Below are 12769 nucleotides of genomic sequence, written 5' to 3'. Positions count from 1 at the left end.
TATGAAACAGCTGTACCTCGCCTCAGGCTCGCCGCGTCGGCGTGAACTGCTCACGCAGATTGGCGTGCCGTTCTGCGCCATCAGCGCGGACATTGATGAAACCCCCTTACCTGAAGAGTCCCCATCGGCCTATGTCGAGCGTCTGGCGCGCGGCAAGGCCCAGGCCGGTCGCACGGCGGTCGTGTCCGACGCAGAGTTTTGCGTGCTGGGCGCCGACACCGCCGTGGTGCTGGACGGAAAAATTCTCGGCAAACCGATGGACGCAACCGAGGCGTGCACCATGCTCATGCTGCTGTCCGGGTGTGAGCATGAAGTACTGACGGCTATTGCGGTGCAGGACGGCGAGCGCTGCAAGTCTTTGGTGGTGCGCAGTCTGGTGCGTTTTCGCACGATCGGGCGTGATGAAGCGGCGGCCTACTGGGCCAGCGGCGAACCCCGGGACAAGGCTGGCGGCTACGGGATTCAAGGACTGGGCGCGGTGTTCGTCGCCGGGCTTAGTGGCAGCTACTCGGCGGTGGTCGGATTGCCGCTGTGCGAAACCGCAGAACTACTCGGCCATTTCGGCATACCCTGTTGGCAAAACCTTAACGCGCACTGAGCGTCGTACTGACAAGATGCGGCCATTATCGTGAACATGCCTGAACGAGACCCTGCCATGAGTGAAGAGATCCTGATCAACATCACGCCGATGGAATCGCGCGTGGCGGTGGTCGAAAACGGTGTGCTGCAAGAGGTCCATGTCGAGCGCACGCAAAAGCGCGGGATCGTCGGCAACATCTATAAAGGCAAGGTCGTGCGGGTATTGCCGGGTATGCAGGCCGCCTTCGTCGATATCGGTCTGGACCGCGCCGCGTTCATTCACGCCTCGGAAATTTCCCTGCGCGAAGGCCCGGCGGTAGAGAGCATCAGCGCGCTGGTTCATGAAGGTCAGAGCCTGGTGGTGCAAGTCACCAAGGACCCGATCGGCTCCAAAGGCGCGCGCCTGACGACGCAACTGTCGATTCCGTCGCGCTATCTGGTGTACATGCCGCGCACCGCTCACGTCGGTATTTCCCTGAAGATCGAAGACGAAGCCGAGCGCGAACGCCTCAAGCAAGTGGTCACCGACTGCGTGGCCAAAGAAGGCATCCAGGAAGCTGGCGGCTTCATTCTGCGTACCGCTGCCGAAGGGGCCGGGGCCGATGAAATCCTCATGGACATCCGCTACCTGCGCAGGCTCTGGGACCAGATCAACGTCCAGATCAAAACCATCAGCGCACCGAGCGTGATCTACGAAGACCTTGGCCTGGCGCTGCGCACCCTGCGCGACCTGGTGAGCCCGAAGATCGAAAAGATCCGCATCGATTCCCGGGAAACCTTCCAGAAAACCACGCAGTTCGTCGCCGAACTGATGCCGGAAATCGCTGACCGCCTGGAGCATTACCCTGGCGAGCGGCCGATTTTCGACCTGTATGGCGTCGAAGACGAAATCCAGAAAGCCCTGGAGCGCAAGGTGCCGCTCAAATCCGGCGGCTATCTGGTGGTCGACCCTGCGGAAGCCATGAGCACCATCGATGTCAACACCGGGGCGTTCGTCGGTCATCGCAACCTCGAAGAAACCATCTTCAAGACCAACCTCGAAGCCGCCACCGCCATTGCCCGTCAGCTGCGCCTGCGTAACCTGGGCGGGATCATCATCATCGATTTCATCGACATGGAAGATGAAGAGCATCAGCGTCAGGTGTTGCGCACCCTTGAGAAGCAACTGGAACGCGATCACGCCAAGACCAATATCATCGGCATCACCGAGTTGGGCCTGGTGCAGATGACCCGCAAGCGCACCCGTGAAAGTCTTGAGCAAGTCCTGTGCGAACCGTGCAGCAGCTGTCAGGGTCGCGGCAAGCTCAAGACTCCGGAAACCGTGTGCTACGAGATCTTTCGCGAAATCCTGCGTGAGGCCCGGGCCTATCAGGCCGAAGGCTATCGCGTGCTGGCGAACCAGAAAGTGGTCGACCGTTTGCTCGATGAAGAGTCGGGCAACGTCGCCGAGCTCGAAGGCTTTATCGGGCGCACCATTCGGTTCCAGGTCGAAACCATGTATTCCCAGGAACAATACGACGTGGTGCTGCTCTGAATCGTTGTATTTCAACTCCACTAGAACGGCTGGCCTCAGCTTTTTGCAGTATTTTTGCCATGGGAGCCAACTGACATGGACCGTCTGACACGCATTTTGGCCGCACTGACCCGCTGGGGCCTGGGCCTGTGCGCGTTGGTTTTGGTGCTGACGGCGCTGTTCGTCAGCCTCGGTCGGGAGTTGACGCCGCTGGTGGCCGAGTACCGTGCCGAGGTCGAAACCAAAGCCAGTGATGCCTTGGGCATGCCGCTGCAGATCGGTAAGCTCGAAGGCAACTGGAGCGGCCTCGCCCCGATTCTATTGGCCCATGACGTGATGGTCGGCGCGGGCTCCAATGCCCTGCGCCTGGATCAGGTGCGCGCGGTGCCGGATCTCTGGGCCAGCCTGCTGGCGCGCGAAGTGCGCGTCGCCCACCTGGAACTCAACGGCCTGAAGATCAGCCTCAAGGAAGGCGAGGACGGTCATTGGGCGTTGGAAGGTTTGCCGGTGCAGCAGGACCAGCCACTGGATCCGGAGCAACTGCTCAATCGCATGCAAATGGTTCAGCAACTGTCGGTGCTCGACAGCCAGATCACCTTGCAGCCGTTGGGGGAGTCGCCGCTGACCCTGACCTACGTTGGCCTCAATCTGAAAACCGGTGTGTCGCGTCAGCGCCTCGACGCCCGTTTGACCCTGCCTGACGGCCAGCCGGTTGCGATGAGCCTGCGCACCCGTATCCGCGCCAGCCAGTGGCAGGACGGCGAGGCTGAGGCTTACCTGAGCCTGCCGCAAAGTGATTGGTCGAAATGGTTGCCCGAACGCCTGACCCAACAATGGAATTTCTCCGAGATCAAGGCCGGTGGCGAGCTCTGGGTGAACTGGAGCAAGGGCAACCTGCAAAGCGCCGCGATCCGTTTGAACGCACCGCAACTCAAGGGCGCCTACGCTGAGCGCAAGCCGATCCAGATCAACAATCTGGCGCTTAACGGCTATTTCCAGCGCAGCTCCACAGGTATCCAGGTGACCCTGGATTCCCTGGCCATGAACCTGGGCGATACCCGTTGGGAATCGAAACTGCTGTTTCAACAAACCGCAGCGACCGACAAGGCGCAAGAGCGCTTGCATCTGCAAGCCGACCGTTTCGATCTCACGCCGCTCACCCCCCTGCTGAACGCCTTGGGGCCACTTCCGGAAGGTGTCGCCACCGCGGTCGAACGGCTCAAGGTCACCGGCGTTTTACGCAACGTGCTGATCGACATCCGCCCCCAGGCGACCGACGACAGCAAATTCAGCTTTGCCGCCAATCTGGAAAAGGTCGGCTTCGACGCTTATCACGGTGCACCGGCGGCGCGAAATGTCAGCGGCAGCATCAGCGGCGATCTCGGACAGGGCGAGCTGCGCATGGACAGCAAGGATTTTTCCCTGCACCTGGACCCGATTTTCGCCAAGCCATGGCAGTACATTCAGGCCAACGCCCGGTTGACCTGGAAGCTCGACAAAGAAGGTTTCACCCTGATCGCGCCGTACCTGAAGGTGCTGGGCGAGGAGGGCAAGATTGCCGGCGACTTCCTGATTCGCCTGCATTTCGATCATACCCAGGAAGACTACATGGACCTGCGGGTCGGCCTGGTCGACGGCGATGGTCGCTACACCGCCAAGTACCTGCCGACAATGTTGAGCCCGGCGCTGGACGAGTGGTTGCGCACGGCGATTCTCAAAGGCGCGGTGGATGAAGGCTTCTTCCAGTATCAGGGCTCGCTGAACCACGGCGCCGCCGAAACGGCTCGCAGCATCAGTCTGTTTTTCAAGGTTCACGATGCCGAGCTGGCGTTTCAGCCAGGCTGGCCACACGTCAGCAAGGTCAGCGGCGATGTATTCGTCGAAGACAGCGGCGTGCGGATCCTCGCAAGTACGGGCCAATTACTCGACACCCAGGTCAGCGATATCTACGTCAATATTCCCCGTGTGCCTGCCGGACAGAGCACTCATTTGTTCCTCGACGGCGGGTTCGCTGGCGGGTTGGGTGATGGCCTGAAGATTCTGCAGGAGGCGCCGATCGGCACCGCCGACACGTTCGCCGGTTGGGAAGGCGAGGGCGATCTGCAAGGCAAACTCAAACTCGATATCCCGCTGGTCAAAGGCGAGCGGCCGAAAATCCTCGTCGACTTCAAGACCGACAAGGCCCGTTTGAAACTTAGCGAGCCCACCCTGGAACTGACACAACTCAAGGGCGATTTCCGTTTCGACAGCACCAAGGGCTTGAGCGGGCAAAAGATCACGGCGCGAGCGTTCGACAAACCGGTGACCGCACAGATCTTCGCCGATGGCAATGCGGGCAAGCTCAACACTCGGGTCACCGCTGCGGGTGAGGTTGAGGTCAAGAAACTCACCGAATGGCTGAACGTCACTCAGCCGTTGCCGGCGACAGGCACGATTCCTTATCAGTTGCAGCTCAACCTTGATGGCGCCGACAGCCAATTGATGGTCAGCTCCAGTCTCAAGGGGGTGGCAGTGGATTTGCCGGCACCGTTCGGCATGACAGCCGATGTCGGGCGCGACACCGTATTTCGCATGACCCTGCAAGGGCCAGAGCGACGTTACTGGGTCAACTACGGTGAGCTGGCGAATTTCACATTTGCAGCCCCGACCGGCCATTTCGTCGACGGTCGCGGCGAGTTGTTTCTCGGTGGCGGCGATGCCGTGTTGCCCGGGGCCAAAGGCTTGCGCGTACGCGGTGTATTGTCCGAGCTGGATGTCGCCCCCTGGCAGGATCTGGTGAACAAGTATGCCGGCCAGGATCCGGGTGGCAGTGCCAAGCAGTTGCTCAGCAGCGCGGATTTCAAGGTCGGCAAGCTCAGCGGTTTCGGTACCACCCTCGATCAGGCATCGGTGCAGTTGACGCGTAAACCGGCCGCATGGGCCATGCAACTCGACAGTCAGCAAGCCAAGGGCACCGTCGGTATCCCCGATGCGAAAGCCGCACCGATTGCGGTCAATCTGCAGTACGTACGTTTGCCGGCGCCAGACCCGACAGTCCTGGCCGACGAGAATTCGCCGGATCCGCTGGCGACTGTAGACCCAACGAAGATCCCGGCGCTGGATATCACCATCAATCAGCTGTACCAGGGCCAGGATCTGGTAGGCGCCTGGCAAATGAAAGTCCGCCCGACCGCCAAGGGCATTACCCTCAATGCCCTGGATCTGGGCCTCAAGGGCATCCTCTTGCAGGGCAGCGGCGGCTGGGAAGGTACGCCGGGTAACTCCAGCAGTTGGTACAAGGGGCGGGTCAACGGCAAGAACCTCGCCGACGTACTCAAGGGCTGGGGGTTTGCGCCGAGCGTCACCAGTGAAGAGTTTCACATGGACGTCGACGGTCGTTGGCCCGGTTCTCCGGCGTGGCTGGCCACCAAGCGCTTCTCCGGCAGCCTTGATGCTTCGCTCAATAAAGGTCAGTTCGTTGAAGTCGAGGGTGGTGCCCAGGCGCTGCGCGTATTTGGCCTGCTCAATTTCAACTCCATCGGCCGTCGCTTGCGCCTGGACTTTTCCGATCTGTTCGGCAAAGGCTTGAGCTATGACCGGGTCAAAGGCCTGTTGGTCGCAAGTAATGGGGTCTACGTGACCCGTGAGCCGATCTTGCTGACGGGGCCGTCGAGCAATGTGGAACTCAACGGCACCCTGGACCTGGTGGCAGAACAGGTCGATGCCAAGTTGCTGGTGAGCTTGCCGGTGACCAACAACCTGCCAATTGCCGCGCTGATCGTCGGTGCACCGGCTGTCGGCGGGGCGCTGTTTTTGATCGATAAGCTGATCGGTGATCGCGTGGCGCGTTTCGCCAGCGTCAAATACACGGTCAAAGGCCCATGGAAAGAGCCGAAAATCACCTTCGACAAGCCTTTTTGAATTCTTTTGAAAAAGCACTCTTTGGGCCTATGGAGTAGCATGTCCAAAGGGTTTTTTGTAGCCGCCACGTTCCCTGCGGCAGCTGCTACAAAAGAGCGTCGTTGACCGGCGACAGTGTGAAATCACAAGAAAGGAAATGGCCATGTCTGTAGCGGTGATTCAAATGGTCAGCCAGAGTGATGTGCTGGCCAATCTGGCCCAGGCCCATCGTCTGCTTGAGCAGGCGGCGGCCGGTGGCGCGCGGCTTGCCGTACTGCCGGAAAACTTCGCTGCCATGGGCCGTCGAGACATTGCCGACATCGGCCGCGCCGAAGCCCTGGGTGAAGGCCCGATCCTGCCGTGGTTGAAACAGACCGCCCGCGACCTCAAGTTATGGATAGTGGCCGGCACGTTGCCGTTGCCGCCGGAGGATCAACCGACGGCCAAAGTGCATGCGTGTTCATTGCTGGTCGATGACCAGGGCCAGACCGTTGCGCGTTACGACAAGCTGCACCTGTTCGACGTGGACGTGGCGGACAATCGCGGGCGTTATCGCGAATCCGATGACTATGCTTATGGCAGTGGTGTGGTAGTTGCCGATACGCCAGTCGGTCGAGTCGGCCTGACGGTCTGCTACGACTTGCGCTTCCCGGAGCTGTACAGCGAATTGCGTGCTGCAGGCGCGGAATTGATTACCGCACCGTCAGCCTTTACCGCGGTGACCGGCGCGGCCCATTGGGATGTGCTGATTCGCGCGCGGGCCATCGAGACTCAGTGTTATGTACTCGCGGCTGCCCAGGGTGGAACGCATCCGGGGCCACGAGAGACGTTTGGTCATGCCGCGATTGTCGACCCGTGGGGGCGCGTGCTGGCACAACAGGATCAAGGCGAGGCCGTGCTGCTGGCCGAACGCGACAGCAGCGAACAGGCGTCCATCAGGGCGCGGATGCCGGTATCCACTCACCGGCGCTTTTTCTCGCAGGGCGCCCAGCGACCTGCATCAGAACGACGAATTTAAGGCGTAAAGCATATGAGCGAGTTGTTGTCCTCCGTCAGTGAACACCTCCTGGCACCTGGCGGCGTAACGATCGAGAGCCTGCAAGGCGTGCTCGGCGATCTGGCCGGACCGGGCATCGATGCCGCCGACCTGTATTTCCAGGGGCAGATTTCCGAGTCCTGGGCGCTGGAAGACGGCATCGTCAAGGAAGGCAGCTTCCACCTCGACCAGGGTGTCGGCGTGCGTGCGCAATCGGGCGAAAAAACCGGCTTTGCCTACAGTAATGCGATCACCCTCGAAGCGCTGGGCGCGGCGGCTCGTGCGGCCCGTTCGATCTCCCGGGCCGGGCAGAACGGCACCGTGCAGGCGTTCACCACCCAGGATGTCGCCCAGTTGTACGGGCCGGACAACCCGCTGGAAGTGATGACCCGTGCCGAGAAAGTCGAGTTGCTCAAGCGTATCGATGTGGCAACCCGTGCCCTTGACCCGCGTATCCAGCAAGTCACCGTGAGCATGGCCGGGGTCTGGGAGCGGATTTTGATCGCCTCCACCGACGGCGGCCTGGCGGCGGATGTGCGACCGCTGGTGCGTTTCAACGTCAGCGTGATCGTCGAGCAGAACGGTCGCCGTGAACGCGGCGGTCATGGCGGTGGCGGTCGTACCGACTACCGCTATTTCCTCAGCGACGATCGCGCCATGAGCTATGCCCGCGAAGCGTTGCGTCAGGCGCTGGTGAACCTGGAAGCGATCCCGGCACCGGCCGGTACATTGCCGGTGGTGTTGGGTTCGGGTTGGTCCGGCGTGTTGCTGCACGAAGCCGTCGGCCATGGTCTGGAAGGCGATTTCAACCGCAAGGGCAGTTCGGCCTACAGCGGGCGAATGGGCGAGATGGTTGCGTCGAAGCTCTGCACCATCGTCGATGACGGCACCCTCGCCGGGCGTCGTGGTTCGTTGAGCGTCGATGACGAAGGCACGCCCACCGAGTGCACCACGCTGATCGAAAACGGCGTGCTCAAAGGTTATATGCAGGACAAGCTCAACGCGCGCCTGATGGGCGTGGCCCGCACCGGCAACGGTCGTCGTGAATCCTACGCGCACCTGCCGATGCCGCGCATGACTAACACCTACATGCTCGGTGGCGAAAGCGACCCGGCGGAAATCATCGCCTCGGTGAAAAAAGGCATCTACTGCGCCAACCTTGGCGGCGGTCAGGTGGACATCACCAGCGGCAAGTTCGTGTTCTCCACCAGCGAGGCGTACCTGATCGAAGACGGCAAGATTACCGCCCCGGTCAAAGGCGCGACGTTGATCGGCAATGGGCCGGAAGCAATGAGCCGGGTGTCGATGGTCGGTAACGACCTGGCACTGGACAGCGGTGTGGGGACGTGCGGCAAGGATGGGCAGTCGGTGCCGGTGGGTGTCGGCCAGCCAACGCTGAAAATCGATGCGATCACTGTGGGTGGCACAGGCGCATAAGTGGTGTTGAGAAAGTGAAGCTTCGGGTGACCCGCTGGGCGGCTCACCCGACTCGGAACTCAGCGCAGACCGCGTTGAGTTTCGTCCAGCTCACGGATGTACTTGAAGATTTTACGGCTCGAGGCCGGTGGCTTGTTGGTCGCCAGTTCGTGCTGGGCCTGACGGATCAGGGAGCGCAATTGTTGACGATCGGCCTCCGGGTAATCGACGACGAATTTCTCCAGGACGGCGTCGTCGCCTGCGATCAAGCGATCGCGCCAGCGTTCCAGGCCGTGGAAACGTTCGTTGTACTGCCGGGTGGAGGCATCGAGTTGATCGAGCAGAGTCAGAATGGCGTCAGTGTTCTGATCGCGCATCAGCTTACCGATGAACTGAAGATGCCGTTTACGCGCGATGTGCGCGGTGTGCTTGGGTGCTTCGGCCAAGGCCCGGCGCAGAGCGTCGGTCAACGGCAGTTTGGCCAGCAGATCAGGCTTGAGCGTTGTGAGGCGCTCGCCAAGGTCAACCAGAGCATGCAGCTCGCGTTTGACTTGGGTTTTGCTTTTTTCTCCCCCGTCGAGGGAGTCGTCGTAAGAATCAACCATGGTGGCAGTCCGCAAAGAAACGCCGCCATGATAACCAGTCGGGGGCCGCTTGTCCGGCCCGGTCGCTCGAAGGCCCCAGCCGAAAGCAGAATTTGAGTGGAGAACAGCATGAGTGCAGTTGAAAGCGTCGGCCCACAAGCGTTGCCGGCACTGCAAGAACAAGTCGAGCAGATCATCGCTGAAGCCAAGCGTCAGGGCGCCAGTGCCTGTGAAGTGGCGGTGTCGCTGGAACAGGGGCTCTCGACCACCGTGCGTCAGCGGGAAGTCGAAACCGTTGAGTTCAATCGCGATCAGGGCTTTGGCATCACCTTGTATGTGGGGCAGCGCAAAGGCTCGGCCAGCACCTCGGCCAGTGGTTCCGAGGCGATTCGCGAAACCGTCGCCGCCGCGCTGGCCATTGCCAAACACACCTCCGAAGACGAAGCCTCGGGCCTGGCGGATGCCGCGTTGATGGCCAAGGATCTGCAGGATTTCGACCTGTTCCACCAATGGAATATTAACCCGGAGCAAGCCATCGAGCAGGCCTTGGCCTGTGAAGCAGCGGCGTTTGCCGCCGACAGCCGGATCAAGAATGCCGACGGCACCACCCTCAGCACTCACCAGGGCTGCCGGGTTTACGGCAACAGCCACGGTTTTATCGGTGGCTACGCGTCGACTCGTCACAGCCTCAGTTGCGTGATGATCGCCGAAGCCGACGGCCAGATGCAGCGCGATTACTGGTATGACGTGAACCGTCAGGGCAATTTGCTGGCCTCTGCGGAGAGCATCGGCCAACGTGCCGCGCAACGGGCGGCTAGCCGTCTGGGCGCGCGTCCGGTGCCGACTTGCGAAGTACCAGTGCTGTTTTCCGCGGAACTGGCCGGTGGCTTGTTCGGCAGTTTCCTGTCGGCGATCTCCGGCGGCAGCCTGTATCGCAAATCCTCGTTCCTCGAAGGCACCCTGGGGCAGAAGCTGTTCCCGGAATGGCTGACCCTCGATGAACGTCCGCACTTGATGCGCGCCCTGGGCAGTTCGGCTTTCGACGGCGATGGCCTGGCGACCTACGCCAAGCCGTTTGTAGAGAAGGGCGAGTTGGTGTCCTACGTACTCGGTACATACTCCGGCCGCAAGCTTGGCATGCCGAGTACCGCCAACGCCGGCGGCGTACACAACTTGTTCGTCACCCATGGCGACGAAGATCAGGCAGCCTTGCTGCGCCGCATGGGCCGAGGCCTGCTGGTGACGGAACTGATGGGCCAGGGCCTGAACATGGTGACTGGCGATTACTCCCGTGGTGCTGCGGGGTACTGGGTCGAAAACGGCGAAATCCAGTTCGCGGTCCAGGAAGTGACCATTGCCGGCAACATGCGCGACATGTTCAAGCAGATCATTGCGGTGGGTAATGACCTGGAATTGCGCAGCAACATTCGCACCGGTTCGGTATTGATCGAACGGATGACGGTGGCGGGTAGCTAAGCCTCCGGTCGCTGCACAAAAAGGCGCGCCACCCCATTGGGTGGCGCGCCTTTTCTATTGGCCCCAACCCAGATCCACCGCGGATCTGGGTGTTCGTGTTGTTGCCTTTGGGTTTGGCACTGGCGGCGGGAGCGATGTTGCTGGTGGTGGCTCACGAAGTCATCCCCGAATCGCGCCGCAACGGTCACAGACAGTCCAGCCTTGAGCTACTGATCGGGTTTTGCTTGATGATGGTGATGGATACAACACTGGCTTGATACTGACTATGTAGCAGTTGGCGAAGGGCGAGTGTTACTCGCCTTCGCCGAAGTAGTCATTGATCAAATTCACCAATGCCTGCAGCGCCTCATCAGCCTGTTCGCCTTCGGTACTCAGGTGGATTTTGGTGCCCTTGCCCGCAGCGAGCATCATCATTGCCATGATGCTTTTTCCGTCGACCGTGGATTCCGGTGTGCGTCCTACTCTGATCGTGCAATCCTTGAACTCACCGGCGACGCCAACGAATTTTGCAGACGCGCGGGCATGCAGGCCCAGCTTGTTGATGATTTCGATTTCCAGAGCAGGCATCGCGATGTGAATCCTTTAGCTGAGGTCGCGGTGGCGAACCTGGACGTTCTTCAGGGATTGTTGCAGGAACTGACCCAGACGTTCGGTCAGGTAGACAGAGCGGTGATGCCCGCCGGTGCAGCCAATGGCAATGGTGACATACGCGCGGTTACTGGCGGCAAAGCGGGGCAGCCACTTGAGCAGGTATGAGGAAATGTCCTGGAACATCTCTTCCACATCCGGCTGTGCCGCCAGGTAGTCGGCCACCGGTTGATCGAGCCCGGATTGCGCGCGTAGCTCCGGCTTCCAGTAGGGATTGGGCAGGCAGCGCACGTCGAACACCAGATCGGCGTCTACCGGCATGCCACGCTTGAATCCGAAAGACTCCACCAGAAACGCTGTACCAGGCTCCGGCTGATTCAGCAGGCGTAACTTGATGGTATCGCGCAGCTGATACAGGTTCAGATTGGTGGTGTTGACCTTGAGGTCTGCCAGGTCGGCGATTGGCCCCAGCAGATTGGTTTCGTCCTCTATCGCCTCCGCCAGCGAGCGATTGGCGCTGCTCAGTGGGTGACGACGGCGGGTTTCCGAAAAGCGTTTGAGCAGGGTTTCTTCGTCGGCGTCCAGATACAGCACATCGCACTGGATATGCCGGCTGCGGACTTCTTCCAACAGTTCGGGAAACCGTGACAGGTGGCTTGGCAAGTTGCGCGCATCGATGGACACGGCCACCAGCGGTTGTGCCAGTTCGGTATGAATCAGCGCGCGCTCGGCCAGTTCCGGCAGCAGGCCGGCAGGCAGATTGTCGATGCAGTAATAGCCGTTGTCCTCGAGTACATCGAGGGCGGTGCTTTTACCTGAGCCGGAGCGGCCACTGACGATGATCAGGCGCATGATTAATGACCGTTTTGCTCGTCCAGGACAACCTGATACAAGGCTTCGTTGCTCGGGGCGCTGCGCAGTTTTTCACGCACTTCCTTGCGATCAAGCATGCTGGCGATCTGGCGCAGCAGCTCCAGGTGTGCATCGGTGGCAGCTTCCGGGACCAGCAGCACGAACAGCAGGTCAACCGGGGCGCCATCAATGGCGTCGAAATCGATGGATGCATCCAGGTGCATCAAGGCACTGATAGGCGAGTGGCAACCCTTGAGGCGGCAGTGGGGGATGGCGATGCCGTTGCCAAAACCGGTGGAACCGAGTTTTTCACGGGCAATCAAAGCCTCGAAGACATCTTGCATCTCCAGATCCGGTACTTCGCGGGCGATCAGGTTGGCAATTTGCTCGAGGGCTTTCTTTTTACTGCCGCCCGGCACGTTCACCAGGGAACGGCCGGGGGTCAGGATGCTTTCAAGTCGGATCATGGGTTGGGAGTGTTAACGACCGGTCGCGCCCTGGAGGAGGCTCTGGGTCTTTTCCTTATGCTTTTTGAGTTGTTTATCCAGCTTGTCGGTCAGTGCGTCGATCGCTGCGTACATATCGGTATGTTCCGCATTAGCGACCACTTCATTGCCGGGAATATGCAGCGTGGCTTCGATTTTCTGCTTGAGCTTCTCGACCGTCATCGTGACCTGCACGTTGGTGATCTTGTCGAAATGCCTCTCTAATCGTTCGAGTTTTTCGCCGATGTAGGTGCGAAGAGGTTCGGTCACTTCCAGTTGGTGTCCACTGATGTTGACTTGCATACAGCTTCTCCTTCGTTGCCAGTGCATAAAGCGGCAGGCAGAAATACCTGCCACTGGA

General features: G+C 60.4%; 11 protein-coding genes and 1 pseudogene. 7 read left to right on the top strand and 5 right to left on the bottom strand.

Annotation, left to right across the window (positions count from 1 at the left end):
• Position 1: 1 nt before the first annotated feature.
• From ACZ9BB_RS19880 to tldD, 5 genes are all read left to right on the top strand, one after another.
• On the top strand, positions 2-598 hold the full coding sequence (locus tag ACZ9BB_RS19880; RefSeq protein WP_476215573.1) for a Maf family protein: 597 nt from the start codon (positions 2-4) through the stop codon (positions 596-598).
• Positions 599-655: 57 nt separating this feature from the next.
• Positions 656-2113 (top strand): ribonuclease G, encoded by a 1458-nt coding sequence (gene rng, locus ACZ9BB_RS19875; RefSeq protein WP_476215571.1) that lies wholly within the window; start codon positions 656-658, stop codon positions 2111-2113.
• 75 nt (positions 2114-2188) lie between these two features.
• Complete coding sequence (locus tag ACZ9BB_RS19870; protein ID WP_476215569.1) at positions 2189-5992, top strand: YhdP family protein; 3804 nt, start codon at positions 2189-2191, stop codon at positions 5990-5992.
• 142 nt (positions 5993-6134) lie between these two features.
• Positions 6135-6989, top strand: a complete 855-nt coding sequence (locus ACZ9BB_RS19865; RefSeq protein WP_476215568.1) for a carbon-nitrogen hydrolase family protein — start codon at positions 6135-6137, stop codon at positions 6987-6989.
• A 12-nt stretch (positions 6990-7001) separates the two neighbouring features.
• Positions 7002-8444 (top strand): metalloprotease TldD, encoded by a 1443-nt coding sequence (tldD, locus tag ACZ9BB_RS19860; protein WP_476215566.1) that lies wholly within the window; start codon positions 7002-7004, stop codon positions 8442-8444.
• A 59-nt stretch (positions 8445-8503) separates the two neighbouring features.
• Here the strand turns inward: tldD and yjgA are convergent, their stop codons facing one another.
• Positions 8504-9028 (bottom strand): ribosome biogenesis factor YjgA, encoded by a 525-nt coding sequence (gene yjgA / locus ACZ9BB_RS19855; RefSeq protein WP_476215564.1) that lies wholly within the window; start codon positions 9026-9028, stop codon positions 8504-8506.
• A 108-nt stretch (positions 9029-9136) separates the two neighbouring features.
• Between yjgA and pmbA the strand changes: the two genes are divergently transcribed.
• Together pmbA and ACZ9BB_RS19845 are read left to right on the top strand one after the other, a co-directional pair.
• Positions 9137-10483, top strand: a complete 1347-nt coding sequence (gene pmbA / locus ACZ9BB_RS19850; protein ID WP_476215562.1) for a metalloprotease PmbA — start codon at positions 9137-9139, stop codon at positions 10481-10483.
• 95 nt (positions 10484-10578) lie between these two features.
• Positions 10579-10740, top strand: a pseudogene (locus ACZ9BB_RS19845) (ZIP family metal transporter); the annotation flags it as partial.
• A gap of 34 nt (positions 10741-10774) precedes the next feature.
• Here the strand turns inward: ACZ9BB_RS19845 and ACZ9BB_RS19840 are convergent.
• From ACZ9BB_RS19840 to hpf, 4 genes are read right to left on the bottom strand one after another with little or no spacing between them, the layout of a single operon-like run.
• Positions 10775-11050: an HPr family phosphocarrier protein gene (locus tag ACZ9BB_RS19840; protein WP_033058002.1), complete on the bottom strand. Its 276-nt coding sequence runs from the start codon at positions 11048-11050 to the stop codon at positions 10775-10777.
• A 15-nt stretch (positions 11051-11065) separates the two neighbouring features.
• On the bottom strand, positions 11066-11923 hold the full coding sequence (rapZ, locus tag ACZ9BB_RS19835; protein WP_476215560.1) for an RNase adapter RapZ: 858 nt from the start codon (positions 11921-11923) through the stop codon (positions 11066-11068).
• A 2-nt stretch (positions 11924-11925) separates the two neighbouring features.
• Complete coding sequence (ptsN, locus tag ACZ9BB_RS19830) at positions 11926-12390, bottom strand: PTS IIA-like nitrogen regulatory protein PtsN (protein ID WP_476215558.1); 465 nt, start codon at positions 12388-12390, stop codon at positions 11926-11928.
• A 12-nt stretch (positions 12391-12402) separates the two neighbouring features.
• Positions 12403-12711, bottom strand: coding sequence for a ribosome hibernation-promoting factor, HPF/YfiA family (gene hpf / locus ACZ9BB_RS19825; protein WP_007941242.1), 309 nt, complete (start codon positions 12709-12711; stop codon positions 12403-12405).
• Positions 12712-12769: the final 58 nt, after the last annotated feature.

Source organism: Pseudomonas sp. TE3552 (genome assembly GCF_056278945.1).
Note: the sequence above shows the minus strand (reverse complement) of the source record. Positions and strands in the feature narration are given on the sequence as shown.